This window comes from Micromonospora sp. NPDC000442, from assembly GCF_042898635.1.
In the GTDB taxonomy this organism is placed as follows: Bacteria; Actinomycetota; Actinomycetes; order Mycobacteriales; family Micromonosporaceae; genus Micromonospora.
Genome location: NZ_JBIAYZ010000008.1, coordinates 200,602 through 225,719, shown reverse-complemented (window position 1 = coordinate 225,719; position 25,118 = coordinate 200,602). Strand labels below are relative to the sequence as shown.

The window sequence follows — 25,118 nt, the reverse complement described above, 5'->3', positions numbered from 1 at the left end:
ACCAACCCGCAGGGCAGGGGCATGACCAGCGACTACAGTCCGCAAACCCTCAGCGGACCGTGAAGCGGATCTCCTGCTGCAGTGCTAGGCGGCATCCCGCTGGTCCAGCCACTTGAGGATCGCCTGGTTCGTGTCGTCCGGCTTCTCCTGTTGGATCCAATGACCGCAGTCCAGACTGACCACTTCCACATTCGGCACGAATTCTGTCAGCCTTTCGGACCTCGCGACCGTATCGCGGTCGCCGTAGATCATGAGGGTGGGCTGTCGGATGATCGGGTTCACGTCCGCCAGCAGGCGCCAGTTGCGGTCCAGGTTTCTGTACCAATTCAAACTGCCCGTGAAGCCTGTTGATTCGAAGGCGGAGACGAAGACGGCCAGTTCGTTGTCGCTCATGATGGGCTCACCGGGTGGGGTTTCCATTCTGGCGAGGTTGATCAAGGCGCAGCCCGGCTGCGGCTCCGCGAGGGGCACGTCCTTGCGGTACATGTTCCGAAGGAACTGGAACGTGTTCTCCTCGAACACGGCGTCCGCGACGCCCGGCTGCCGGTTGAAGTGGACGAAGTAGAAGTCGCTACCGAGCACCTCCTCCATGAACTCAATCCAGGGCTTGTCCCCGCGCTCGAGGTACGGCAGGCTCAGGTTGATCACCTTGCGGACACGGTTCGGGTGCAACAGGGTCAGGCCCCAGACGACGGCTGCGCCCCAGTCATGGCCAACGAAGGTGGCATCGTCGTATCCGTAGTGATCGAGCAGGGCGACGAGGTCACCCGACAGGTGGGCGATGTCGTAGTCGGTGACTTCGGTAGGGCAGGACGAGTTGCCGTAGCCCCGCTGGTTCGGGACGATGACGTGGTAGCCCGCTGCCGCGAGGGCGGGCATCTGATGGCGCCAGGAGAAGGCGTGCTCCGGCCAGCCGTGACAGAGCACGATGGGGTTCCCCGCGTTCTGCCGGCCGGCTTCGAAGACTTCGAGTTCCACACCGTTGACCGAAATGCGGGTGGGCTCGGGAAAATCGGTTGTCATGCCGGCATCTTGCCGACCCATACCGGTCACCTCCTGACCGGTTTTTGTGGAAGTGTTGTCGAAGTGCGAGCCGACCGGTTGATGGCCATCCTCCTTCTGCTGCAACATCGCGAGCAGGTGACAGCAGCGGAGGTCGCCCGGGAGTTGGAGATCTCCGAGCGAACCGCTCGCCGTGACCTCGACGCACTGGGTATGGCCGGGGTCCCGGTGTACTCCGTGCAGGGCCGAGGCGGCGGCTGGCGTCTCGTGGGCGGTGCCCGCACCGACCTGTCCGGGTTGACCGCGGGTGAGGCTCGCGCCCTTTTCCTGGTCGCCGGCCCGGTCTCGGCTGCGACGCCGGCCGTGAAAGCGGCGCTGCGCAAGCTCGTCCACGCCCTACCGGAACCCTTCCGGGTGCAGGCCGAGGCGGCAGCGTCGTCGCTCGTGATGGACCCGCAGCGATGGGGGGCGAGCCGGGTCGAGCCCCGACCGCCGCGCTTCCTCGACGCGCTCCAGGACGCGGTGATCCGCGGTGTCCAGGTCCGGCTCGGCTACGTCGACCGTGAGGGCACCGAAACCGAACGAATCGTGCACCCACTGGGCATCGTCGCCAAAGGCCCGTCGTGGTACCTCGTCGCCAATACCGAGGCCGGTCGGCGGACCTTCCGGATCGACCGCGTGTCGTCCGCCGACCCGACCTGCGACCCGGTGCACCGGCCCGAGGACTTCGACCTTGCCGAGGGCTGGCGCGCGATCGCCGACGAGGTCGAGCGCAAACGAATGCCGCTCGAAGTCCGGGCGGTGTGCGCGCCCCAGGGGATAGGCGTGCTCCGGATGGGGTTCGGCGATCGGCTCGAAGTGGGAGGCGCCACGACCGACGGCCGTATCGAGGTCGTGATCCGCGGCAACGACGAATACAAACTCGCTGGCGAGCTTGCCGGGCTGATCGACTGGATCGAGGTGACCGGCCCTGCGGGTGTGCGAGACCACCTAGCCTCGATCGGCGACGCGCTCGTCGAGCGGTACGGCCGAGACCGGCAGCACCGTCGAGCGGACGTCTCTGGTGCGTGCCTCAATTCGTTGCGCTAGCGCTGCGGACTGAATCAGCCATAGGGTCCCGGTTCATGGACATGCTGAGGGGTGAACAGATCGCCGAGGCCAACCTGACTGATTGGCGCAAGCTGGCCCAGGGACTGCATGCCCGCTACCTGGTTGACGACTTCGGCACCGGCGCACGGTTCGTCGCCGCGGTGGGCGAGGCGGGTGACGCGCTCGGCCACCACCCGCGCGTGTCGATCGGCAATGGGTACGTCGACCTCAAGTTGGTAAGCGACGACGCCATCTTCCGCGACGACGAGGGCACCGAGCATGTCGTCGAATGGGTGACTCAGCAGGACGTCGACCTCGCGCGCCGGATCACCGAGATCGCCGCCGACCACAAGGTCAACGCCGACCGGCCTCGGTCAGCGACATCGAGCTCGGCCTCGACACGGCGCGCTCCGCGACCATCGCACCAGTGTGGGCCGCCCTCCTGACCGGGAGCGCCGAGTCCCAGGGACGCGGGTCTCCCAGCGACGAGATCAGGGATGCAACCGGTCGGGTACCGAACCTCTGGTTCGGGGACGCCGACGAGCACGAGACCCCACGTCAGCGGTTCCACATCGAGGTCTATGTGGCGCCCGAGGTGGCCGAGCAGCGGATCGCCGCCGCCCTCGCCGCGGGCGGGACCGCCGTCGATGACAGCAACGCGCCCTCGCTCACCGTGATCGCCGACCAGGACGGCAACAAGGGAACCGTCTGCGTCGACGTGTCCGCTGCGAAGAAGGATTGAGGCGCGCGTGTCGCCCTCGCGATTCTGACCCTGATGAGTTTGCAGCTCTTCATGCACGTGCGCTGTGGCAGGACCCGAGCCTGGTCAGCCGGTCAGCACCAGGGCGTGTGGTGTGACGGTCACGGTGGCGGCCACGGCGCTTTGGACTCGTACCCGCGCTTGTGGCGTCTCGACCAGAGTCAGCGCCGAGCGTGCGGCACCCTTCGAGGCGGTCAGGGTCGGTTTGCCGCCAACCTTGACACTGCCCTCGGCGTCACCGGTGGCGGTGACGGTCAGCAGCGCCGCCGCGATGCGGTCCACCGGCACGTTCGCGAGCGTTTCCGTGGTGCCCAGGGTGATCTCGGCATCGGACTGTTCGGTGGTGCGTACCGGCTCGGGGGTGTGTGGCGGAACGGGGACCACCAGTCCTTCGCTGGATTCGGGCGCGCCGGTGCCGGTGAGGTAGCCGACCAGGTCCGCTCGCATCTCCGTGCCCGCTTCGTACCGTAGGTGAACCGACCCGTTACTTATCGGAATGACCATGAGCCCGCTGCGGGTGCGGTCGCTGCCGCTGGTGGCCGACCAGTAGACGGTCTGGTTCAGATCACCGGCGCGCGTCCCGGCGGAGACAAGCCCGCCATTGGACCCGACGTCGGCGGTGACCCGCAGGATCACCGCCGAGATCGGGCCTGCGTCGGCGAGTTGCCGGACCTCGGCGAGCGCGACGCTGGCCTTCTTCCCGTCGGTCCTGGGCACGAGAGTCACCACCCGGGCGGGCGGCACCGCCACGATGCGGCCGGCGTCGGACCGGTCCGCCGGCTCGAAGACGCCGACCAGTCGGATCAGCAGATCGCCGCCGCCGGTGGTGCTGGCCCGCAGGTCGCCGTCGGGGGCCAGGTGAGCCACCACGGTGGCGGACGTCTGCGCGCCGGCCTTCGGCACCCGCAACACGGTCGTCCGGTCGGTGCCCTGACCGACGGTGACCTCGCCGGGGCCCTTCGCGGCCAGGATCGAGACCTCGACCAGCACAGCACTGGTGCCGGCGGCCGTCTCGGGCACCGGCACCGTCACGTCCACGCCGGCGGGCAGCGCGCCGACCTTACGCGAGTCGAGCAGCACCTGTGGCTTAACCGGGGTCAGGCGGGTGGAGCCGGCAACGGCCCGGTCGGCGGGAGGTGCCGAGGCGTCGCCGAACGAGCGGGCGTCCAGTGCGGTCGCTGGGACGGCGCCAGGGTCGCCGACCCAGGCGTTCACCGCGTACCGCGAGCCGACCAGCACGGTCGCGGAGGCGAGGACCCAGGCCAGCCCGATGATGAGCCAGCGGGTCACCGGTGACATGGGTCGCCGCTCGCCGCTCGCCGGTGGCGACGGTGACCTTCACGCCTTTCGTCGGGATACGCATGGCGTCTCCTCCGTTTGCTGCTCGCGCTCACCGGACGCGCGCACGCGCTGTACGGCCCATCCGGTCTCCGCTGTGCGGCTTTCCCATTGTCGGACATCACTGCCAGAATCGTCAGCACCCGCAAATCGATCCCCACCGCCGGCGATGCTGTGACGCGGGAACGCGCTGAGTGCCGCAGCCGCCGCCCATCCGGGTGCCTCGTCCGCCATCGCCTCGGTGAGCCGTGGATCGACGGCCACACCGACACCCAGATCGACGTTGTTTCGCAGGTGGGTGAGCTGCGCCGGCACCAGTACCGCAGTCGGCAGGAATCCCGCGCGGGCGAGCAGGGCGGCGAACTCCGGCCGCGACGTCGTCGGCCCGTCCGAACCGTGCTGCCCGCGCCGACCGCCGTGGTCACCGGGCTCGCCCGGCCCGCCGAAGCAATCCACAATGGATACCGAGCACCAGCGGGGTAGGCCGAGTTGCCGCCGTGCGCGTGCCAGCCGCCGCGACAGGGGCTTCGCTCCCGCCAGGTTGCCGGTGACTTCGGCGACCGCGGCCAGCCGTATCGGGTTGTCGCGGACCACCACGACCACGACACCGTGTGTGCTCAGGCAGACCCCTACGCCGTACGCCGACGGACTGTTCATCGTGCCTCCCCTGCGAACACCCCGACCGGCATGGCCAGCCGTGCGCCCGGTGGTGGCTGGGCCAGGAACGCGACCTGGATCTGGGCCAACCCGCCGGCCTCCACCAGATAGCCGCGTCCCGGCAGCGGCCGGGGCGGGGCCTCGCGGGGCAGCCGGACCCGGAGCACCTCGCCGTCGTCCGGTGCCGGGCGCAGCAGCAGCCCGGTGCGCGACATGGTCACCGCCCGCTGCCACGGTTGCATGCCGCGGAAGGCGTCGGTCCGGCCGGCGACGACAACGTGGACGCCGGCCGGCAGGCCCGGCAGGAGCCGGTCCAGGGCCGGCCCGGCGTCGGGCAGCGACTCGATTCCGTCGACCAGCAAAAGTGCCCGTCCCGTGGTCGGCTGACTGGTCAACCCACTGAAGGAGCCGGCCACCTCGGTGCCCTGGGTACCGGTCCAGGCGTCCGGGTCGGCGGCCACCACGAGCACGCGGGCGTCGGGTGCGCTGGCGCGGGCGGCGGCGGCGAGCAGGCGCAGCGCACCCGTGCGGCCGCTGCCGGCGGGGCCTGCCACCACCGCGTGCATGCCCGGACCGAGCGCGAGCGTGGCGACGCTGAGGTCGCGGTAGTGCCGACCGATTCCGAGCTTCCAGACCGGTCCGGCCGCTGCGGACGAGGACAGCACCTCACCAGCGGGCACCAGTTCGGGCAGCACCGTGACGGTGGGCGCGGGAACCGCATCCGGGTAGTCGGCGGCGACCCGGGCCACCGCGTCGGCGAGCGCTCCCGGCCGCGCGTCGCAGTGCCGCCCGATCTGGATCTCGCGCCGGGTCTGGAGGTCGATGGCCCGCAGCGGCTGCGGCACCGGGGTCGGTCCAGCCGACCCGAGCGGCGAAGGCCAGGGTCTGCCGGAGCTGAGTGTCATCGGGCGCGGTGGCGTCCCGGCCCACGAGGTGTGCGGGCAGCCAGTCGGCGATCGCCGCGAACTCGATCTCGGCAGCGGCGATCTCCGCGGCCAGCTCGGCCGGTGCGCTCTCGGCGGTGGCGAAGTCGTGCGTGGCCAGTATGTCGCCCAGTCGCGGGAGGTCTGCCGCGCGGGCGAGGCGGTGGTCCAGTTCGACGGTGCCGGCGACCCAGTCCAGCAGTCGCTCCGGGTCGACCAGCACGTCGTCGACGGTCCGGCCGTCGGACCAGAAGTCCTGCCAGAACACCTCGGTGGTGCGTTGCTCGGCCCGGCGCCGGAACAGGCCGAGGAAGCCACGGCCGGTCTGCTCCCCGTCCACCGGCGGCACCGGCGGTCCGACGTGTTCAATGCCCAACGCGATGGCCAGCACTCGCAGGTCGGGGAGCAGTTCTGCGGGGAGGTCGGGCCGCTGCCCGGCCAGCAGCGCCGGCACCAGCACCGGGGACAGGCGAGCAAGTGCCGCGTCCAGCGCCGCGTTCGTACCGGCCGGGGCGAGGCCGACGAGGACGGCCCGCAGATCCCGTGGGCCGGCGAAGCCGAGCAGCGCGCTGAGCACACTGCCGAGTTCGGCTGTGGTCGCGCCGAGGCCGGTGGCCACCCCCCGGGGGTCGATCGCGAACTGCTCGGCGAGTTCGGCCTTGTCGATGACACCGGCGCCCAGGGTGGCGAACCCGTCCTGGACGAGGGCGAGTTGCAGGGGCGCCTGGCTGGTCAACTCGGCGAGGTTGAGCGCGCCGACAACCTGGCGTCGCACTGCCTCCGCGCGGGTCCCGGTGTCGCGCAGCACCCCGCCCAGCGTCCGCGCGCCCTGACTGTCGATACCGACGTACGCCATCGTCCGGCTCCTTCCCCCAACGCGTCCCTTGGCGAGGGTCGCGACAGCCGGGGTTCGCCGTGGCGGCGTGGACCGGTTCCCTACCCGCGCCGGGGAACCGCGCAGCGGGTGGCCGGCGAATGCGGGATGTCCGGGCCGCCCGGTCCGGCACATTCCGCGTCACCGGCTTCCGGAGGTCACCATGTCCACACAGGTCAGTGCAGCGCCCGCGGTTGCAGCGACACCGCTGTTCGATGCCGAGCAGGCCCGTGGTGACGCCGCCCGCCGATGGGCCGGTACCCCGCTGGCCACCGAGCACTGGCTGGAGCAGGCGAGCGGCTTCCCGCGGGGCGTCGTGTCGGTCGACCCCTCGGAGGCGGCCACGGTCGTCGCGGCTTGTCGCGGATACCGGCTGACCCGTGGCCACCTGGCGGAGACGGTCGCGTTCGCCGAGTTCCTCGCCGGCGAGGCGTTCACCGCCGAGGAGCGCGCCGAGCTGGAGCAGGACGTGGTGGAGGCGTTCGAGGACTCGCCCAAGCGGGCGCTGCAGTCCCTGCGTCCACTGTCCGGCGGTGTGCGGCGGGTGGCCGCACTCAACCCGGTGCAGCGTGCGCAACGCCGGCTTCAGGCGCTCACCGCCAGCTACCTGCTCGAACTGCGCCGTCAGGCCGACGGGCGCGAGCTGAGCCCACTCATGGGGGTGGTGAGCCGGCACAATCCGGTGGTACGGCACTGGGCGTCAGCGGGGGTGGTGCTGGTCGCCGACGCGCTGGCCGCGCGGATGGAGCAGCATCGGTTGGTGCTGTGCCTCATCGGCCGTGAACTCGAGGCACCGGCCCTGCTCGCCGAGCGCCTGCTGGCCCGGGCCGAGCAGGCAGGTCGCCTGGAGGTCGCCGAGCTGGCCGCCTCGGAACTTCGCCTGCTGCTGCTGCGCGCCTGGCTGACCGACCTCGGCACCACGGCGCTCGCGACGGTCCGGGAGGACGTCGCCCGGGCGGTGCAGTCCGCACTCGACGTGGACATCGTCGTGCAGCACGTGGGCTACCGGGCGGCACTGGAGGTGGCGGATCAGGCGGACTGAGCTGAGCCCACCAGCAGGGTGAGCGGCACCGGCGGCCCAAGTCGGGCCATCGGATCGACCTGGTGCCGTGACCGGGGCCGACGCCCGTAGCGCGGGTGTCGGCCCCGGTCGCCCCACCTATGAGGGGAGAAGCACAGGTCCAGCCGGGAGACCGGTCAGGACAGCCGGTAGTCGGGCGTCGCCTGGCCCTCGGACACGGCAGGCCAAGGAAGTCCCGCACCGAGCCGCACCACCGTGTACGGCAGCACCGGATTCTCTGCCCCGTACTGGAAGTTGACCACGAGGAGATCACGGCCGTCGAACGCCGCCGTCGACGGGCCGTGCAGCGCGGGGTCGGTCAGTCGCCCGAGCAGCGTTGCCCGGTCAGCGCGGTGGTTGAGCCGCAGCACGTTGACGGTGTTGCCGTTCCCGTCGATGTTGCTGACCGCGTAGAGCGTGCGGCCACGGACGAGCAGGCCGTCGCCGTGCACCGTGGCGCCGCCCAGGTCGATCGCTCGGACCGTGCGCCGCCGCAGGTCGATGCGGTGCAGCGCGCCGTCGTTGTAGTCGGCGACGATGAGGTGGCGCTGGTCGTGGGTGACCACCAGGCCGTTGAGGTTGAACCCGGCGTTCCAGTCGATGCTGGTGCCGCGCAGGTCGAGGAAGGAGGGTAGCGTCCTGGTGGTGCCGGTGCCACCGCGCAGGTCCGCTGCGGGGATCCGGTAGAGGGTCGGCTGGAACGAGTCGGTGACGTAGACGTCGCCGTTGGCGGTCAGGGCGACGTCGTTCAGCATGGGATTCGGCGCAGCGGTGGCGAAGCGGTGCAGGAGTGCACCGGTCCGGGTGTCGTACACCCACACGTACCCGGTTCCTCCGCCAGCGACGATGAGCCGGCCGCGATGGTCGACCTTCATCCCGCCGGCGGTGGTCCGGCCGTCCGCGGCGTTGCCGGGCAGCCACACCGTGGTTCGCGGTGAGCGGACGTCACCGCGGTAGATGCGCCCGTCGGTCAGGCTGCTGACGTAGAAGTACGGGCTCCGGGGGTCGCGGGCGATGCCCTCGGGGTAGGCGTCGTCGCCGGGCAGGACGTAACTGACCGGCCGCGGGCCGGCGGCAGCGGACGCCGAGGTCGGCACAGTCGCCGATGCCGGCGCAGGTACGGTGCCGAGCGCGCCGAGCACCGGGACGATCAGAATCGCGAGTAGTCGTCGCATGTTTCGTACAGTTCCCTTCCAATTCGGCTTGTCGCATCGAGCGTGGCCCCGGTGCGAAATCACCGACAAGATCCATGAGGTATGAGCGGGTACCTTCGCGGTATGTCGGTGGACCTACGCCTCATGCGGTACGTCGTCACGGTCGCCGAGGAGGGCAGTTTCGAGCGGGCCGCGCAGCGTCTGCACATGGCGCAGCCGCCGCTGAGCCGGCAGATCCGCGACCTGGAGCGGCAACTCGGCGTACCGCTGTTCACCCGCCGCCCGACCCGCCTCACCGAGGCCGGGACGGCTTTCGTGGCGTCCGCGCGCAAGGTGCTGAGCGACACGGACGCGATGGTCCGGGCGACGCGGGCGGCCGGGCGGGGCCACGCCGGTACGGTGCGCATCGGTATCGTCGTCAGCGCCGCGGACGAGGTGGTGCCGCAACTGCTGGACGCGCTGCGGGCGACGCATCCGGACATCACCGTTGGCACGGGCGAGGCGTGGCCGACCGAACTCGAGGCCGGGTTGCGCGCGGGCCGCTTCGACCTGGTGCTGTCGCGGGGCGCCTCTGCTCAGTCGGACCTCGCCCGGCAGACGGTGCGACGGGAACCGCTGGTCGCCGTCGTCGGTGCCCGGCATCCGCTTGCCGGGCGTTCGACCGCGGCACTGAGCGACCTGCGGATCGGCCCGCTCAACCTGCCGCCCGAACACCTGACGCCCGGCTACCGCGCTGCCGTAGTCGCCGCCTGCGCCCGCGCTGGCGTGCCGTTCGACATTCGGGACTGCCAGCAACTCGGCTGGCGTCGCTTGGGCATCGCCGAGGACACCGGGTTTTCGCTGGTACCCCGGTCGCTTGCCGCGCTGCCCACGGTCGACGGCTCGTCCTCACCCTCACCGACGACCTCCCGGCGTCGGACCTGGAGCTGATGTGGCGACGCGATGCGCTGCCGCCGGCCGCTGCGGTCGTCGTCGACGTGGCTGCCCAACTCGCGCGGCAGCGCGGCTGGGCGGGGTAGCCGTCGGCGTCCCGGCCCTTCGGTGCGGGACTGTCACGATCGCCGTGCCGCCGGACAGTTGTCGATGCAATTCACCAGGTGTGATCGCCAGTGAGGTGAGCGCCGCGTGCATCGGGCGCGCTACCCCGCCAGGAACCGACCGATTGACCGGCCGATTTGGCGCAGGCCGCAGCGTTGGACACTCGTTACGTGGACCCACTGGAGGCGCCGAACCGTCGCCTGGACAGCGCCTCGCGACGGCATGATCGGCAGGACGGGCCGACGCCGGATTCTTGGACCGACCGACGTCGAGGTGCGAGGGCCTTCGGGTCGACCGACGGGCCGACGGCACGACCGATGACCAGGAAAGGACCCCGTGACCGTGACGGTTGTCGAGAAGCCCGACTTCACTGGGCTGCGCGCGTTGTACATCAACTGCACCCCTCAGCCGTTCGCCTGGCCGTAGTCACACTCAGGGGTGGTCGACCGCAGTGTGGCGATCATGGAGGCGAGTTGCCGGCAGGTGGACTGCTGGACCAAGCGCGTCCCCACGACAGCACGGACGCGCCCGAGGCGTCAGTGACGCGGTGTCACGATCGCTGGGGAAATGGTGTCACTGTCCGTGTCCGGTGAGCGCCGGATACTGGGTGGTGACTACCCGAACGCCGCGTTACGCCGGGATGGTGGCCATGCTGCCCTTACGCCGGTCGGGCGCCCCACCGTCACCGGTCTCCCGGTGTCCCGACGTCCCTGACGGGTAGACGTGGCCGAGGGCTGGTCGAGGTGACGAGGAGGCCAGGATGAGCCAGCAGAACCTGACCCAGACGACTGGCGAAATGGCCGAGAACCCCCGCCGGCCCTCTCCGCCAGCACGCCACCCGTGGTGACGAGCAACGCCACCGGCCGTCCGCCGGGGCCGTCCGTCCGTGCGGGCATGGTCAGGTCTCCGGGCAGGAGTGCCTGGCCCTGATGAGTGGGGGTTGATGTCGTGCGCATTCCTCGCGTGATGATCGAGGATCTCCGCAGTAGCCTCGTGGCACCGCCGGCCCCGCGCCTGGCGGCTGCCGATCGGGTTGGCGGCCGGCTTGCTCTGCGTCCGGCACGGGATGAGGATCTCCCGGCGATGTCCCGCGCCCATGTCGAGCTGCTTCCGATGGGACTGTTTCCGTCGCTCGGAGCCCGCTTTGTCCGCTGCTGGCACCGCACTGTCTTGAGTTCATCACACGGGGTGGGTGTGGTGGCCATCGACACCGCTGCCCCGCAGGACGAACTTGTCGGGTTTGTGCTAGGTACGAGTGATCACGCCGGTTACACCATCGAGCTGGCCCAGGACCGACGCGCGATGGCGTCCCTCACCCTCGCCGGGCTTGTCGCGTTGGTGCTTCGGCCCCGTGTCGCTCTCCGTGTCCTGCGAACGCGGGTCCGGCCGTGGGCCTGTCGGCTGGCCCGCCGCCGGGCGGCCGTGGTGACACCGCAGCGAGCCGGGCCTGCTGCGGCTGCACACGTGGCGGTCATGACCGCGCTGGCGGTGCGGCCGGACTGCCGCAAGACCGGCATCGGCGTGCTCCTGGTCGATCGTTTCGTCGAACTGGTCCGCAACGCCGGCGCCCGCTGGGCCGAGGCACAGACGTCGACGGGGCCCATGGGGGCGACCGGATTCTACGAGCGGCTGGGATGGGAAGCTGGAACGCAGCGGCCCGCCCCAGACGGTGACCACGTACGGACGTACCGCCGCGGCCTCGGCGCGGAATGAACGGCGGCCGGGTCGGAACTTGCCCTCACCAACGGCCACCCGGGCAGGTCACCAAGGCCAGCGGCACCTGGCGCCCGCTACCTGAGCAGATCGCCCACCTGTGACGCCAGTGGCATGCTGAGGCCGTGAACGTGCGTGACTGGCTCGTCGGCCTGGCTATCGCGGTCGTGCTGCTGCTTGCCTCCTGGGCGCTGCTGATCCTGCTCGCCCGCCGCCTGCCACCCGGCATCATGCGCGACCTGGCCGCCTTCGTCCCCGACTGCGTCACCACCGTCCGTCGACTGCGCACCGACCGGCGAGTGCCCCGCCGCGCGAAGATCGCTGTGCTGATCGCCGGGATCTGGGTAGCCAGCCCCGTCGACCTGATCCCCGAGTTCCTGCCCGTCATCGGCCCTCTCGACGACATCGTCGTGGTCGCGCTCGCCCTGCGCTACGCCGCACGCCAAGTACCTCGACACGTAATCGTCGCGGCCTGGCCCGGCGGCTGACCCGGTCGCGGTCGCAGGCCGAGGACCTGGTGCAGGAGACGTACCTGCGTGCGTTGCGGGGGTGGCGACGCCGGCCACCGGATGACGTGCGGGCTTGGCTGGCGACGGTCTGCCTGAACGCTGCCCGCGCCGGATGGCGGTACGGGTCCGTCCGGCCGGTGGAGGTCCTGGACCCCGACGCCGGGACGACGGTGACGTCGGGTAGCGACACCGCGGGTGAGGCGATGAGTGGGCTCGTCCGTGAGCAGGTGCACCGCGCGTTGTGGCGGCTGCCGGCCGCGCAGCGGGAGGCGATCGCGTTGATGGACCTGTGCGGGTTCACCGCCGCCGAGGTCGCGGCGATGACCGGTGCGCCGCGCGGCACGATACTGGCCCGGGTGCACCGCGGGCACAAGAAGCTCGCGGAGCTGCTGCACCGGCAGGGGGTGACGGCGGAGTGAGGCACCAGTACGACGATGCCACCGTCGGCGGCTACCTGGCCGGTGAGCTGCCAGACGGGAGGCGCGAGGCGTTCGAGACGCATCTGCTGACCTGCGACGGCTGCTGGGCCGAGGTCGACGCCGGACGTCGTGGCCGGGCGCTGGCCCACCAGGCCCGAGAGTCGGTACCGGTGCACCTGGCCGCCCGACTGGCCGGAGTCGTCGCCGAGCGGCAGGTCCCATCGGGCGAGCGCTCCGCGTTCGGCGGGTGGTTGTCCTCGCTCAGCTGGCGCCGGCACGCCCGGCGGTCGTGGGCGGCGCTGGCCGCCGTCGCGCTGGTCCTGGTCGCGGTCCTCGGCGCGGTGATCGTCGGGCGGGACGGCGGGTCCGCGCCGGCCCCGCAGCTCTCCGTCGCCGTGGCCGGCTACCATGACGGCCGCCTGCCAGGCACGATCATTCCGGCCCGGTCGGGCCCGGACCTGTCGGCGTTGCGCCTGTCCGGCGCCGGTGCCAGTGCCGGCGATCTGGCCGGACAGCCGGTCACCGGGTACGCCTACCGGGACGACACCGGTCGTCGGCTGCTCGTCTACGTCAGTGACAGACCGTTCCCGGTTTCCCCACGGGCGGAGAACCCGATCGGGACCGACGGTGCCGCGATGATGCACCTCGACGGTGTCGTCGTCCTGTGCTCCCGTCGCCCGCACACCGCGCTGGTGCTCGGCAGGACGAGGAGCTCGTACGTCAGGCCGCCAAGAATCTCGATCTGATCTGAACCGTGGATCGGTGGGCCGCATGCCGACCGGTCGGCAGACACGAATGGAGCATCGATGAAGATACGACAGGCATTCCTTGCCCTGCTGGTGGTCGGCGCGCTGCTGCTGGCCGGCTGCGCGGACGACGCCGGTGACCAGGCGGGCGCGCCGGACAGCTCGACCAGCGGGGCCGCCGACGCGGGGACCGGCAGCTACGACTTCACCGTCGCCACCCTCGACGGCGGCAGCTTCGATGGTCACAGCCTGGCGGGCAAGCCGGCGCTGCTGTGGTTCTGGGCCCCGTGGTGCCCGACCTGCCTGGCCCAGGCGCGACCGGTCAGCGACCTCGCGGCCAGGTACGAGGGCAAGGTCACCGTGGTCGGGGTGGCCGGCTTGGACACGGTGCCGGCGATGCACGACTTCGTGCGGATGGCCAAGCTGTCCGGGTTTCCGCAGCTGGCCGACGAGCAGGGTGTGGTGTGGAAGCGGTTCACGATGACCGAGCAGAGCACCTTCGTGGTGCTCGACAGCGAGGGAACGGTCGTAGAACGCGGCCGCGCCGACGTCGACAAGCTGCCCGACGTGCTCGACCCGCTGCTGGCCGGCTGAGATGGGCGATGCACCGTTGGGTCTGGCGGTGGCCGCCGGGATGCTCGCCGCGGTCAACCCGTGCGGGTTCGCGCTGCTGCCGGCGTATCTGTCGCTGCTGGTGGCCGGCGAGGCGGAGACCAACCGTGGTACGACAGTCGTCCGCGCCCTGGCCGCCACCGCCGCGATGACCGCCGGTTTCGTCGCCGTCTTCGGTCTGTTCGGTCTGGTGCTCACCCCTGTGGCGGGCACGGTGCAGAGACACCTGCCCTGGGTCACCGTCACCTTGGGTGTGGTGCTGGTCGGACTCGGCGGTTGGCTGCTGGCCGGACGGCAGCTCCCGGGCCTGCGGCTGGCGGTCTCGTCCGCCCCGACCGTGCGCCGGTCACTGCCGTCCATGGTGGTCTTCGGCGCCGCCTACGCGGCGGCGTCGCTGTCGTGCACGATCGGCCCGTTCCTGGCCATTGTGGTGAGCAGCTTCCGGGCCGGCTCGACCTTGGCCGGGGTAGGACTGTTTCTCGCGTACGCGATCGGCATGGGACTGACCGTTACGGTCGCCGCGCTCGCCGTCGCCCTGGCCCGCGACGGGCTGCTCCGCCGGATCCGCCGCGCGGCACCGCTGCTGTCCCGCCTAGGTGGCGCGCTGCTCGTGGCCGCCGGCGCCTACGTGGCCTGGTACGGCTGGTTCGAGATCCGGATCCTGCGCGACGCCACGACCAACGACCCGATCATCGCGGCCGCCGCCTCCGCCCAGCGCTGGCTGGCCACCCTGCTCGACCACATCGGCGCCGGGACCCTGACGGTGATCCTGGGTGCTCTCCTGGCCGGCGCCGCCCTCAGCTGGTGGCGCCAACGACGACGCCGGTCCCATCCCACGCGACAACCCACCCCGACCGGCATCGGGAAACCACCTGACTGACCCGTGCCCATTCCCACAGCCCCCGAGGCGACCACTGGCTTGCACTCCGCGGGCGACGACAGTTGCGCTGATCGGGCCCATGCCCGTCGGTGTCATCGTGACAGCAGCCATTCCAATGCCCGTTCCCAAGGGGATCAGAGTTCCGCAGCGCTGGGTCCGGCGAGTTCAGGAGGCCGACGGTGGCCAGCGGTGTGTGCGCCATTCGTGCCACGTCGCGAATCCGGCCGGCGGGTCATCGATGGGTTCGCTGCCGTCGAGTTCGCCGGGCGTGGGGATGTCGATGTTGGCGGCCCACTGAGCACCGAGTTGGCGGAATCCCAGCGCCCGCGCCACTCGGCGCGACGGCTCCGGTCGAGCCCGCCACTGCGGCAGCAGATGGTTCGCCAAGCCGTCCGCGGTTGCGGCGGAGGCAGCGGCACGTGCCAGGCCACGCCCGCGGTAAGCCGGCGCCGTGAGTACGCACAGGTGGGCCACCCGCCCCGGCCAGCGTCGGTAGCCAGCCGCCGCGACAACGTGATGCCCGCGGCGCACCACGAACGCTGAAGAGGTGATATCGGCCAACCCGCATTCCTCGGCGTCGTCAGCCGTGACCGAGGCCATCAACCTGACGAGATCGGCATGGTCCGCAGCAACCACATCCACCGTATCGATTCCGGCCGGCTGGAAGTCGCCTTCGTCGAGGTAAGCCAGGCGTGCCCGCCCCAGCACCTCGGCGACGGGCAGGACGGCGCCCAGCCGGTCCGGGTCGGTCAGAACCTCGACCGGGAGACCCTGCAGGACCGCGCGAACGGTCCCGGCCCGGCTGCCTGCCGGCACGGTGACGATGGCGGCGTCGCCCAACGCGACGATCCCGATCCAGCCCGTCGGACAGAGCCGCGACCCGGCCGAGACAGCCACGCCGACGCCGCCGTCAACGGGAAAGGCCATCGGGACGTCAGCCATCTCGAGCCAGACCTGACGAGCCCGAGCGAGCAACGGATCATCGGCCATGGACGCATCCTCACGCCTGGCCCGGAGTTCACGCCACCGAGTTCGCAGCTGTCAGGGACGGCACCCTCTTCTGGCCGCCTGGACGTAGGGTCCGGGTGTGCCGACTGAGCCTTTCCGCGTCGCCGCTGCCGTGTACGGCATTCTCCGTGACCGGGGTCGGGTGCTGCTGATCCGCCGTGCGTCGACCGGCTACCGGGACGGTCAGCTCAGCCTGCCGGCTGGACATCTCGACGGAGGCGAGGATGCGGTCACCGGCCTCGTGCGGGAGCTGCGAGAGGAACTCGGGATCGAGGCCGATCCGCACAGCTGCCGTCTTGCGCTGCTCCTGCACTCCGCACCGGAGCGCTCCGACGATCGTGAGTACTTCCATCTGTTCTTCGAGGTGGATAGCTGGATCGGGGAGCCGTTCATTGCGGAGCCCGGCAAATGCAGTGAGCTGTACTGGGCGACGGCGTCAGCGCTGCCGCCGGACCTCGCCGACTACGTGGCAGCGGCGCTGGCAGCGATCGGCCGAGGCGAAAGCTTGCTGGTGCGTGGGTGGTGACGCGTAGGTCTGTTCTTTCTCGCGGTAGCGACACGTCACGATCCTCGCAAGTCACGGTGGCCGACACCGATCGATACCATTGAGCGATGAGGTGGCGACTGTCGGTAACCGTCGCAGTTCTACTCCTGGTCCTCGGGGTCGAGGGCTTCCTGGCGTGGCTGTTTCTGCGCATCGGCCTCGGGCAGAGTGATCAGGTCGCGTCCGTACTGAGCCTGCTGTTGGCGGTCATCACCGCTGCGGCGACCGTGACCGGAGCGCTACGGCACCAGGACCGAGGCGCGAACGCGAACGCCACCCCGATGCCCGCGCAGCTCGAGGCGACCACTCGGTACTTCACCGGCCGAGCCGCCGAGGTCGCGCAGCTCGGCCGGCAACGGCGCCGATCCGCCACCACACCTGCCGTGGTGCTGATCTGCGGGACCGCAGGAGTGGGCAAGACCGCGCTGGCCATGCACTGGGCCCATCGAAGCCGCGCGCACTTCCCCGATGGGCAACTGCACGTCAACTTGCAGGGCTATCACCCCGATCAAGCCGTACCACCTCGGGAGGCCCTGGCCGTGTTCCTCGCCGGTCTCGGTGTCGCCGGCCCGTCGATTCCGGAGGGTCTCGACGAGCGCACCGCGCAGTACCGCACTCTGGTCGCCGGCCGTCGGATGCTCGTCGTGCTCGACAACGCGGCCTCGGCGGACCAGGTCCGTCCGCTGCTCCCCGGCACCGGGCCGACCATGGTTCTGATCACCAGCCGGGACACCCTCGCCGGACTGTCGACCACCACCGACGTCACCCGGATCAACCTGTCCCGGATGCCGGACGCGGACTCACTGGCCCTGCTCGCCAAACTGGTTGGCCCGCGGGCCGGGGCCGAGCCGGACGCTCTTCGCGCGGTGGCCGACAACTGCGCCGGATTGCCGCTCGCCCTACGCATCGCCGCGCGGCGGCTGGCGGAGTATCCCGGCGAACCCTTGGCCCAGCTCACCCAGGAACTCGTCGAGACCACGGCGATGACCGTACTGAGCCCTTCCGGGGACCCGTACAGTGCCATCCGAACGGTCTTCTCCTGGTCGTACCGCCGGCTCCCGGGCGAAGCCGAACGACGCGCGCTGCGCATGATCGGGGTGCATCCCGGGCCCGACGTCGACGCGTACGCCCTCGCGGCGATGACGTCCGCCACGCCGGACACGTCGCGGCACCTGTTGAACGAACTCGCCCGAGCGAGTCTGGTCGAGCCACGGGGCGGTGGACGTTTCGCCCTGCACGACCTGCTCCGCCAATACGCACTGGACCTCGCCGACCAGGAGGACGCGGTGGACGAGGCACGCCGCCTGCTGTTCGATTACTACCGCGCGAGCGCCTCGGTCGCCGTCGGAGTGTCGTACCCGTCGCTACGCGCCACGCTGCCCGCAGTTCCCTCGTCCGGCGTCAGGGTCCCGGACGTGATCGAGCCCGAAACCGCCCGGGCCTGGCTGGATCGCGAGATTCCGGTGCTGGCGCGCGTGGTCGCCACCGCGGAACGCAACCTGCCCCGGCACACGGTCGACCTGGCCGCGATCCTCAGCCGGCACCTGGACACGATCGGCATGCTGTCGACGGCAGCCGTCATCCATGAGGCGGCAGTGCGGGCCGCGACGGCCGTCGACGATCAGGCGGCACTGGGCGCCGCGCTACACGATCTGGCGGGCGTTGAGCTCCGGCGCAGTCGGTACGCCCCGGCGCGCGCATACGGGGAACGGGCGCTGGCCGCCGCGCGCAGGGCGCACGACCGCCGCTGCCAGGCGAGGGCGCTGCTGCTGCTCGGCATGGTCGCCTTCTGGCAGGGCGAGCGGGCGCGGGCCATGCCGTTCTACCGTGAGGCACTTGACCAGTCGGTGATGGCAGGTGACGAGCCGCTACAGGGAAGGGTCTGGTACGGCATCGGCACTGTCCTGCATGAACAGCGGCAGTACGCCGAGGCGGCCGATGCCTGCCGCAAGGCCCTCGACCTGGCCCTGCGCCACGGTGACGACCAGGCCGAGGCGGCCGCACACTCAGGGCTGGGCCGGATCGCCGCAGCAGAGCGACGGGTCGACGAAGCGACGGAGCACCACCAGCGCACCATCGACAGGCTGACCCGACTGGGGGACCGGACACTGCTGGTCGGCGCACTCTGGGAGCACGCCGACTCCCTGCGGGACCTGGACCGGCTCGCGCCCGCCCGGGACCAGTATGAGCAGGCGCTCGATCTCGCCCGGGAGCTGGGTGATCCCGGCAGTAGCGCGTTGATCCTTAACGCGCTGGCGGAGACGCTCCTGCGCCAGGGCCGGCGACTCGCCGCGCGGCGGGCATTCCAGCAGGCGGCTGCGGCGGCGGCCAGCTGCCCCGACGACATCGCGCTCGCCGCGGCTTACCACGGCCTGGCACGGGTCAGCGTGACTCTCCACCGGCGGGCGGCCGCCCGCCGCTACGCCGCCGAGGCCCGACGACTCTACGTTCTGCACCGCCACCCTGCGGCATCGACGCTCGACGACTTCATCCGGCAGCGCCTGCAACGGATCGCCACCACGGAGCGAGCAGCCAAAGCCGAAGCGTCCTGACCGGCCCGAACCACTCATCATCGACTGCTCGACAAGCGGCGTTCACGACGCTATGCCGGGAGAGTTGGTCGAACCTGTGGCGGGGCGGGGCGGCCGTGGTTGTCGTGGTCGCGTGGGAGGGTCGAGGGCGTGTACGAGGAACGACCGTCGACAACGCTGCCGTACGTCGTGGTGTGGCGCAGTGTCACGCCGCCGGGTGGTGGGCCGAAGCGCATTGTGCCGGACGGGTGTCTCGACATCATCTGGCGCGACGGCACGGTGTTCGTGGCCGGTCCGGATACGACCGCCCAGGTCGAGCCGGCCCTGCCCGGCCGTCGGTATGAAGCGCTGCGGTTCGGCGCGGGCACCGGGCCCGGTGTGTTGGGCGTGCCCGCCGACGAGTTGGTGGATCGGCGTGTGCCGTTGGACGCGGTGTGGCCGGCGGCCGCGGTGCGGGCCATCGCCGAGGCTGACGATCCTGCCACCGCGCTGTCCGAAGCGGTGAGCCGGCGCTGGCAAGGAGCCGACCGGGCGATGGTGACCTTGGCCGGTGCCGCGTCGGCCGGGTTGTCGGTGGGATCGGTCGCCGTACGGTGCGGTCTGAGCGCCCGCCAGTTGCAGCGGCGCTGCACCGCCGCGTTCGGTTACGGGCCGAAGACCTTGCAGCGGATTCTGCGGTTGCAGCGGGCCCTCACGTTGGCCCGGTCCGGTCGGTCGTTCGCGACGGTGGCAGTCGATGCGGGTTACGCCGACCAGGCTCACCTCGCACGGGAGGTACGGGCGATGGCCGGAGTGTCACTGAGCGCCCTACTGCGGTGACGGGGTCCAGGCGAAAAGGTCAACGACGTTGCCGTCCGGATCGCGCACCTGTGCATAACGCTGCCCCCACGGTGCGTCCCAGGGCGCGTTGACCGACGGGTATCCGGCGGCGACCAGGTCGGCGTGGCATCGGTCCACCTCGTCGGCGTCCGTGCAGAGAAAGGCCCAGCCACCGGAGGGCTGTCCCGGCTGGTAATCCGGATCGAAGGACCGCAACGAGGCGTGCGTGTCCCACATGAGACGGATACCGCCCTCGACCGTCGTCTCGACGTGCGCCTCCTGCTCGGCGCCGGCCGGAAACTCCAGGCCCAGCCGGCGATAGAAGGAAAGAGACGCTGCCATGTCGGCCACTGCAAGGCCGATCGCGTTGAAGGTGGGTGCCATGACTCCGACCGTACGAGCATGCGGCCGAAGAAGTCTTGAACGATTCGGACACCGAGTGACCACATGACAGCCCGGTGGCCTGGCCGCAACGTGCTCGGGTTCGCGCTCATGCACGTGCGCGACGTCCTCCTTGAGGAAGCGGAGCGGTTGCGGTTCGTGCCGGTCAGCGTCGCCCGTGTCAGGACCGCTACGACCGGCGCTTCGGAGGCGCCGGTCGTAGGTCCGCTAGCCGCCGGCTGGGTCAGCAGCCGAGGCCGTCCTTGTACTGCTTTGGGACATCACCGTCGGCGACCTTGTCGGCGATCTCCCAGACGACCTCGGGGTAGTCGCCCTCGTCGTTCATGTCGTGCAGCACCTTCCACTGGTGGCTGCTGCGCAACGCGGCTGCTGCCTGCTTGACCGCGTGTTCGTCGCCGGCAGCGTCGGCCCGGATCCACTCGGCGATCCAGTCGCAGGTGACCCTGCCGGTCACTGCGGCGCCGAACTGGTACGGGTCGTTGGCGCCGGCGTTGTCCAGTATCGACACGTCGAAGCCCGGCGGGGACGGCATGTCGGCGAGTATCTTGGCGGCTTCCTCACGGACGTCGCCCGGCGTGACGATCTCCGACGGCAACGCCTTGAGGAACGACTTGGCATCCACCTTGATCACGTGGGTGAGGGTCCCGTCGAAGGTGGCCCGCGTCCAGTTGCCCCCGGTGCGCAACTCGACGAACGTGCCGTCCTGCGGCTTGAGCATGGCCGACATGTCGTTCTCGCTGTAGGTGAAGATGCTGGCCGGCCGGGTCGCCACGGTGGTCACCTCTGGTTCGCTGACCTGTAGCCGGTCGTCGTAGTAGCCCTGGTACTGCTCGTCCGGGTACCAGTTCATCTGCAGGCTACGGTCGCCGTTGCGGAATTCGATGCTGCCGTTCTCCTCGGCGAATCCGTAGACGCTTGTCGCTTTCCAGCCCGGCTCATCGATGAGCAGGCGCGGGTGCTCCTGCGCAGCCTTCAGGTCGAGTTCCCACCCGCTGATCGCCGCCGTGCCGACGCTGGGCAGGCCGGTCGGTCCGGCGTACCCGTCGTCGGGCTGGGCGGACCAGAGCGACGAGGCGGCGACGATGCCGGCCACGGCCGCTGGATGATCTCAGGTCGATAGGGGTCGGCGTCTCGAACCAGGCGGTCGAGGTGCTCGTCGGTCATCTGCCCTCCTTCGGGACGGGTACGGCCAGGACATCGAGTACATGTCCGGGTGCGTCAGAGTCGTCACCGATGAGTTCGCGCAGCCGGGCCCGCGCTCGTGACAGGCGGGTCCGGGCCGCGGTCGGGCTCACCCCGACCACCGCCGCCGCCTCCCGGGGCTGCAGGCCCTCCCATACGGTGAGCAGCAACATCTCCCGGTCCGTGTCGTTGAGCCGGCGCAGCGCGGCCTGCACGGCAAGCCGCTGCGGCACTTCACTGCCCGGGTCGGGTGTGGACACCGCGGTCAGGCGTTGCCGGAGTCGCTCACCCAACCGCTCACGGCGGCTACCGCTGCGGTGGTGGTTCGCCAGCACGTAGACGCGCCGAAACCGGTCCTCAGAGCCCACGTCTACTGCATGTCCGGCACCGGGCTCATCGTGACACCACGGTACCGTCGGCCGGTGGGGTTGCGGGCCCGTGACGTCGGCCGGACCTGGCCGACCTGCGGTGCCGACTTCGGTAGCGCGGTGGTCAATCCGTGATCAGCCGGACGAAGGGCGGCGCGGGCGGAATGACGTCCAGGTCAGCGCGCAGCGTCACCTGCTGATCGGCCCGACCGATCTCGCGGAAGCCGGCGAAGGCATAGGTGATCTGCATCATCCTGTTCCGGCCGGTCTCGACCAGGTCCGCTTGCAGTTCGACGCAGGCGTCCCGGGCCTGCCGCATCAGGTGGCTGAGCACGATCCCCCCGACGCCGCGGGAGATCACGCGGCACGACATCAGCAACAACCGTAGACGCCAGACCTTTACCGACGTCTCGATCAGCACGAGTCCGATCTTGCCGTAGGAGCCGAAGCGGTCGTCGAGGGCGACGACATAGAGACGGTGGTCGTCTGAGGTACGTGACTTGTCGAGGTCGTCGTAGGAGTACGTCCGACCGGTCGAATTCAGCTGGTTGGTGCGGACCGTCAGTTCCTGGGCCCGTTGCAGGTCGGCCCGGGTGGCGGACTCGATCCGTACGACCAGTCCCAACTGGGAGAGGAACTCGTCGGGGGTGCCGACGAATCGTTCCTCCTCGTCGTCGCGTCTGATCTGGTTGCGGTACATCTGGCGGCGTTCCCGCGACTCGTCGGTGATGAAGCGTGGCTGGAACACCGGCGTGCGCATCGCCTCGGCGAGTTCCGCCGGGTCCATGCAGAGCACCTGCGGACACGCCGAGGCGACCTCCGCCCGCTCGAACTCCTGATCGTCGACGAAGGCGATCGTGTCGAGCCCGATGTTGAGCTTCTCGGCGATCTGCTGAACGGAGTGTGACTTGGCGTTCCACCCGATCTGCGGGCAGAGGAACATCTCGGCGAGACCACTTCGCTCTATCTGTGTCCAGGCCGCCTGGTGATCGTTCTTGCTGGCGATGGAGTGCAGAATCCCCAACCGGTCGAGCGTCTCGATCGCCTCGACGACCTCCGGCTTCACCGTCACCGTCGCGTCCTCCAGCAGGACGCCGGTCCAGATCGTCTGGTCGAGGTCCCAGACCACACACTTGATCCGGCCGCGACGCTCCTCCTCGGACGAGTCGTCAGTCACCGAACATCCTTCCGGTACGCGTCGGCCGCGATCGTGATCCGCTGGATCTCGTTGCTGCCTTCGATGATCTCCATGACCTTGGCGTCGCGGTACAAGCGCTCCACGAGATGGCCGGGGCGGCAGCCGACAGCACCGTGGATCTGCACTGCCTCGGCGGCATGCCGGGCCGCTGCGGTCGAGGCGAAGTACTTGGCCACCCAGGTGGCCATCAGGGTGTCCGCGTCGCCCTGGTCCTTCAGCCGCCCGGCGGCCTCGTAGAGCAAACGCGCGGCCCGGGTGTCGGTGACCATGTCGGAGAGCTTCGCCTGGATGAGTTGCCTGTCGCGCAACGCGACGCCGGCGACCTTGCGGTGCTCGGTGTAGTGGGCGCAGGCGTCCAGGCAGGCCTGGAGGATGCCGACTGATCCGGCGGCCACGCTGTAGCGGCCGAAGTCCAACACACCGGTCATCACCATGCCGGTGGCGAAGCCGTCCGGGCCGACGAGGGCGTCCGGTCCCACCCGCACACCGCTCATGGTGAGCCGGGCGAGCATGCTGCCGCGAGTGCCGAGCATGCCGGGGATCGGCGTCACCGCCAGCCCGTCGCTGTCGCGGGGCACCAGGAAAGCGCCGATGCCGTTGCCGGTTCGCGCGAACACCAGGAACAGGTGCGCCCGTTGGCCTCCGGTGATCCACGTCTTGGTCCCGTCGAGGACCCATCCACGTCCGTCCCGGACCGCTCGGCTGGTCAGATTCACGGCGTCGCTGCCGACGTCCGGCTCGGACAGGCAGAACGCCCCCAGCACCGATCCGTTCGCCAGGCGCGGAAGCCACTGCTGCCGCTGTCCGGGCGTGCCGAACCTCAGCACCGCCCAGGAGACCATTCCGTGCACGGTGAGCAGGCTGCGCACCGACGAGCAGGCGTGTCCGATCTCCTCGTGCACCTGGCCCACGGTCAGCATCGAGGCGCCCTGCCCGCCGTACTCGACCGGGATGAACGGCGCCCACAGCCCGGCCGCGCCGATACCGTCGAGCGTCTCCGACGGGATGCTGCCGGCCTGATCGAACCGGGTGGCCAGCGGTGCGAGGTAGGCCCGAGCGAAGCAGCGGGCCGCAGCCCGATCCATCGGTACGCGTTCGGTGCTCGCAGCCGTTGGTGACATCGCCGGTACCGCCGTCAGACCGTCGCGGTCTGACGGTCGACCAACGCCCCAATCGCGTCGATGCTGCGGAAGCTGTCGATCCGCATCTCGTCGCTGGGCAAGGTGAAGCCGAAAGTCTTCTCCACGAACATCACCAGCTCCAGTGCGAACAACGAGTTGACGAGGCCGAGCGCGAAGATGTCCTCATCGTGGGCGATCTCCACCTGCGGGTAACGCTGCTGGAGGAACGCGGCGACGACGGCGCCGGGGTCGTTGTGGGACATGTGTTCCCCTCCTGTGCGGGTAGCCGGGTACTCAGGCGGTCCGGCCGTACTCGTAGAAGCCACGTCCGGACTTGCGCCCGTGCCGGCCGGAGTTGGCCATGGTGCGCAGCAGCGGGCAGGGCCGGTACTTGCTGTCGCGGTAGTGCTGGTAGAGCACCTCGATGCTGTGGAGGATGGTGTCGACGCCGATGAGGTCGGCAGTCTCCAACGGGCCCATCGGGTGGCCGAAACAGCTCCGAAAGACCTCGTCGACCGCTTCGGCGGTGGCGACGCCCTGATCAACCAGGAAGGCCGCTTCGTTGACGGTCAGCATCAGGACGCGGTTGGAGATGAAGCCGCAGACGTCCTTGACGTCGATGGCCTTCTTGCCCATCGCATTCAGCAGTTCACGGGTACGCCGAACCGTCTCGGCCGAGGTGTGCTCAGCCGCGATGAGCTCCACGGCGGTCTTCATGGGCACCGGGTTCATGAAATGCACGCCGACCAACTGCTCCGGTCGGCCGGTCACCGCTGCGAACTCGGTGATCGGAATCGCGGACGTGTTGACGACGAACACCGTCGCCGGTTTGCAGATCCGGTCCATCTCCAGGTACAAGGCTCGTTTGAGGTCCCACTTCTCGGGGATGTTCTCGATGACGAAATCCACCTCGGCGAGCGCCTTCGGATTCACACCGGTGCTGATCAACGCCATCGCCGCAGCCGAGTCCACGGCGGGACCGCCGAGCATCCGGCTCATCCGCATCTGTGCCTCGATCTTCTGGAGAGCCGCGTCGAGAACCTGCTGTTCGGTGTCCACGAGCACCACCCGATGCCCGGTCTGGGCCAGGTTCTGCGCTACGCCGATCCCCATCACGCCGGCTCCGGCAACGCCGACAACGCTCATGGTCGGGTTCCTCTCCTCAGATTGG

At 70.1% G+C, this 25,118-nt stretch carries 28 protein-coding genes and 1 pseudogene; 15 read left to right on the top strand and 14 right to left on the bottom strand.

Annotated elements, in window-relative coordinates; translation table 11 throughout:
* Nucleotides 1–84 precede the first annotated feature (84 nt).
* Nucleotides 85–1,023 carry an alpha/beta fold hydrolase gene (locus ACFY2A_RS15675; RefSeq protein WP_387172295.1) on the bottom strand — a complete coding sequence of 313 codons (939 nt, stop codon included), beginning with the start codon at nt 1,021–1,023 and terminating at the stop codon, nt 85–87.
* 81 nt (nt 1,024–1,104) lie between these two features.
* Here ACFY2A_RS15675 and ACFY2A_RS15670 point away from each other — a divergent pair.
* From ACFY2A_RS15670 to ACFY2A_RS15655, 4 genes and pseudogenes are all read left to right on the top strand, one after another.
* Nucleotides 1,105–1,200 (top strand): annotated as a pseudogene (locus ACFY2A_RS15670) (HTH domain-containing protein); the annotation flags it as partial.
* A 165-nt stretch (nt 1,201–1,365) separates the two neighbouring features.
* Nucleotides 1,366–2,091, top strand: a complete 726-nt coding sequence (locus ACFY2A_RS15665; protein ID WP_387172293.1) for a helix-turn-helix transcriptional regulator — start codon at nt 1,366–1,368, stop codon at nt 2,089–2,091.
* A gap of 35 nt (nt 2,092–2,126) precedes the next feature.
* Entirely contained in the window at nt 2,127–2,537 is a 411-nt protein-coding gene (locus ACFY2A_RS15660; protein WP_387172143.1) for a 4a-hydroxytetrahydrobiopterin dehydratase, read from the top strand.
* Nucleotides 2,519–2,833: a VOC family protein gene (locus ACFY2A_RS15655; protein ID WP_387172141.1), complete on the top strand. Its 315-nt coding sequence runs from the start codon at nt 2,519–2,521 to the stop codon at nt 2,831–2,833. Before ACFY2A_RS15660 ends, ACFY2A_RS15655 begins: the two co-directional genes overlap by 19 nt.
* Before the next feature lie 84 nt (nt 2,834–2,917).
* On the opposite strand, the gene ACFY2A_RS15650 is transcribed toward ACFY2A_RS15655, so the two are convergent.
* Genes ACFY2A_RS15650 through ACFY2A_RS15635 form a run of 4 tightly spaced genes read right to left on the bottom strand, consistent with a single transcriptional unit; the run spans nt 2,918 to nt 6,625 of the window.
* A complete protein-coding gene (locus tag ACFY2A_RS15650) occupies nt 2,918–4,141 on the bottom strand; it encodes a hypothetical protein (RefSeq protein ID WP_387172139.1) in 1,224 nt (407 codons plus the stop codon).
* 48 nt (nt 4,142–4,189) lie between these two features.
* Nucleotides 4,190–4,846, bottom strand: coding sequence for a hypothetical protein (locus ACFY2A_RS15645; RefSeq protein ID WP_387172137.1), 657 nt, complete (start codon nt 4,844–4,846; stop codon nt 4,190–4,192).
* Complete coding sequence (locus ACFY2A_RS15640) at nt 4,843–5,541, bottom strand: hypothetical protein (protein WP_387172135.1); 699 nt, start codon at nt 5,539–5,541, stop codon at nt 4,843–4,845. The genes ACFY2A_RS15645 and ACFY2A_RS15640 overlap by 4 nt, the downstream gene beginning before the upstream one ends.
* Nucleotides 5,513–6,625 carry a hypothetical protein gene (locus ACFY2A_RS15635; protein WP_387172133.1) on the bottom strand — a complete coding sequence of 371 codons (1,113 nt, stop codon included), beginning with the start codon at nt 6,623–6,625 and terminating at the stop codon, nt 5,513–5,515. The genes ACFY2A_RS15640 and ACFY2A_RS15635 overlap by 29 nt, the downstream gene beginning before the upstream one ends.
* Before the next feature lie 181 nt (nt 6,626–6,806).
* Here ACFY2A_RS15635 and ACFY2A_RS15630 point away from each other — a divergent pair, with 181 nt between their 5' ends.
* Nucleotides 6,807–7,685, top strand: a complete 879-nt coding sequence (locus ACFY2A_RS15630; protein WP_387172131.1) for a hypothetical protein — start codon at nt 6,807–6,809, stop codon at nt 7,683–7,685.
* A 155-nt stretch (nt 7,686–7,840) separates the two neighbouring features.
* Here the strand turns inward: ACFY2A_RS15630 and ACFY2A_RS15625 are convergent, their stop codons facing one another.
* Nucleotides 7,841–8,878 (bottom strand): SMP-30/gluconolactonase/LRE family protein, encoded by a 1,038-nt coding sequence (locus tag ACFY2A_RS15625; RefSeq protein ID WP_387172129.1) that lies wholly within the window; start codon nt 8,876–8,878, stop codon nt 7,841–7,843.
* A gap of 102 nt (nt 8,879–8,980) precedes the next feature.
* Here ACFY2A_RS15625 and ACFY2A_RS15620 point away from each other — a divergent pair, with 102 nt between their 5' ends.
* The 7 genes from ACFY2A_RS15620 (at nt 8,981) to ACFY2A_RS15590 (ending at nt 14,774) form a co-directional block, all read left to right on the top strand.
* The gene (locus ACFY2A_RS15620; protein WP_387172127.1) at nt 8,981–9,787 is read left to right on the top strand and encodes a LysR family transcriptional regulator; all 807 of its coding nucleotides are present in this window, start codon (nt 8,981–8,983) and stop codon (nt 9,785–9,787) included.
* Between the two features lie 1,074 nt (nt 9,788–10,861).
* Nucleotides 10,862–11,608: a GNAT family N-acetyltransferase gene (locus ACFY2A_RS15615; protein WP_387172291.1), complete on the top strand. Its 747-nt coding sequence runs from the start codon at nt 10,862–10,864 to the stop codon at nt 11,606–11,608.
* A 131-nt stretch (nt 11,609–11,739) separates the two neighbouring features.
* Entirely contained in the window at nt 11,740–12,096 is a 357-nt protein-coding gene (locus ACFY2A_RS15610; protein WP_387172289.1) for a YkvA family protein, read from the top strand.
* Nucleotides 12,081–12,536: an RNA polymerase sigma factor gene (locus tag ACFY2A_RS15605; protein WP_387172287.1), complete on the top strand. Its 456-nt coding sequence runs from the start codon at nt 12,081–12,083 to the stop codon at nt 12,534–12,536. The genes ACFY2A_RS15610 and ACFY2A_RS15605 overlap by 16 nt, the downstream gene beginning before the upstream one ends.
* Complete coding sequence (locus tag ACFY2A_RS15600) at nt 12,533–13,282, top strand: anti-sigma factor family protein (RefSeq protein WP_387172125.1); 750 nt, start codon at nt 12,533–12,535, stop codon at nt 13,280–13,282. The genes ACFY2A_RS15605 and ACFY2A_RS15600 overlap by 4 nt, the downstream gene beginning before the upstream one ends.
* A 60-nt stretch (nt 13,283–13,342) precedes the next feature.
* Entirely contained in the window at nt 13,343–13,876 is a 534-nt protein-coding gene (locus ACFY2A_RS15595; RefSeq protein ID WP_387172123.1) for a redoxin domain-containing protein, read from the top strand.
* Nucleotide 13,877: 1 nt separating this feature from the next.
* Nucleotides 13,878–14,774, top strand: a complete 897-nt coding sequence (locus tag ACFY2A_RS15590) for a cytochrome c biogenesis CcdA family protein (RefSeq protein WP_387172121.1) — start codon at nt 13,878–13,880, stop codon at nt 14,772–14,774.
* A 165-nt stretch (nt 14,775–14,939) separates the two neighbouring features.
* Here ACFY2A_RS15590 and ACFY2A_RS15585 read toward each other — a convergent pair whose 3' ends face one another.
* Nucleotides 14,940–15,764 carry a GNAT family N-acetyltransferase gene (locus tag ACFY2A_RS15585; RefSeq protein WP_387172119.1) on the bottom strand — a complete coding sequence of 275 codons (825 nt, stop codon included), beginning with the start codon at nt 15,762–15,764 and terminating at the stop codon, nt 14,940–14,942.
* Between the two features lie 97 nt (nt 15,765–15,861).
* Here ACFY2A_RS15585 and ACFY2A_RS15580 point away from each other — a divergent pair, with 97 nt between their 5' ends.
* The 3 genes from ACFY2A_RS15580 to ACFY2A_RS15570 all read left to right on the top strand — a co-directional run bounded on the left by ACFY2A_RS15580 (nt 15,862) and on the right by ACFY2A_RS15570 (nt 19,676).
* On the top strand, nt 15,862–16,308 hold the full coding sequence (locus tag ACFY2A_RS15580; protein WP_363924375.1) for an NUDIX domain-containing protein: 447 nt from the start codon (nt 15,862–15,864) through the stop codon (nt 16,306–16,308).
* A gap of 86 nt (nt 16,309–16,394) precedes the next feature.
* The gene (locus ACFY2A_RS15575) at nt 16,395–18,878 is read left to right on the top strand and encodes an ATP-binding protein (RefSeq protein WP_387172116.1); all 2,484 of its coding nucleotides are present in this window, start codon (nt 16,395–16,397) and stop codon (nt 18,876–18,878) included.
* Nucleotides 18,879–19,007: 129 nt separating this feature from the next.
* Nucleotides 19,008–19,676: a helix-turn-helix domain-containing protein gene (locus tag ACFY2A_RS15570; protein ID WP_387172114.1), complete on the top strand. Its 669-nt coding sequence runs from the start codon at nt 19,008–19,010 to the stop codon at nt 19,674–19,676.
* Here ACFY2A_RS15570 and ACFY2A_RS15565 read toward each other — a convergent pair.
* The 7 genes from ACFY2A_RS15565 to ACFY2A_RS15535 all read right to left on the bottom strand — a co-directional run bounded on the left by ACFY2A_RS15565 (nt 19,665) and on the right by ACFY2A_RS15535 (nt 25,093).
* The gene (locus ACFY2A_RS15565; RefSeq protein WP_387172112.1) at nt 19,665–20,060 is read right to left on the bottom strand and encodes a VOC family protein; all 396 of its coding nucleotides are present in this window, start codon (nt 20,058–20,060) and stop codon (nt 19,665–19,667) included. The genes ACFY2A_RS15570 and ACFY2A_RS15565 overlap by 12 nt on opposite strands.
* A 241-nt stretch (nt 20,061–20,301) precedes the next feature.
* Nucleotides 20,302–21,171 (bottom strand): hypothetical protein, encoded by an 870-nt coding sequence (locus tag ACFY2A_RS15560; protein ID WP_387172110.1) that lies wholly within the window; start codon nt 21,169–21,171, stop codon nt 20,302–20,304.
* A 67-nt stretch (nt 21,172–21,238) separates the two neighbouring features.
* The gene (locus ACFY2A_RS15555; protein ID WP_387172108.1) at nt 21,239–21,628 is read right to left on the bottom strand and encodes a sigma factor-like helix-turn-helix DNA-binding protein; all 390 of its coding nucleotides are present in this window, start codon (nt 21,626–21,628) and stop codon (nt 21,239–21,241) included.
* Between the two features lie 124 nt (nt 21,629–21,752).
* On the bottom strand, nt 21,753–22,805 hold the full coding sequence (locus ACFY2A_RS15550) for an HAD-IIIC family phosphatase (protein ID WP_387172105.1): 1,053 nt from the start codon (nt 22,803–22,805) through the stop codon (nt 21,753–21,755).
* Nucleotides 22,802–23,911 carry an acyl-CoA dehydrogenase family protein gene (locus tag ACFY2A_RS15545; protein ID WP_363924368.1) on the bottom strand — a complete coding sequence of 370 codons (1,110 nt, stop codon included), beginning with the start codon at nt 23,909–23,911 and terminating at the stop codon, nt 22,802–22,804. Before ACFY2A_RS15545 ends, ACFY2A_RS15550 begins: the two co-directional genes overlap by 4 nt.
* 50 nt (nt 23,912–23,961) lie before the next feature.
* Nucleotides 23,962–24,210 carry an acyl carrier protein gene (locus ACFY2A_RS15540; protein WP_387172102.1) on the bottom strand — a complete coding sequence of 83 codons (249 nt, stop codon included), beginning with the start codon at nt 24,208–24,210 and terminating at the stop codon, nt 23,962–23,964.
* A gap of 31 nt (nt 24,211–24,241) precedes the next feature.
* A complete protein-coding gene (locus ACFY2A_RS15535) occupies nt 24,242–25,093 on the bottom strand; it encodes a 3-hydroxyacyl-CoA dehydrogenase family protein (RefSeq protein ID WP_387172100.1) in 852 nt (283 codons plus the stop codon).
* Between the last annotated feature and the right edge of the window lie 25 nt (nt 25,094–25,118).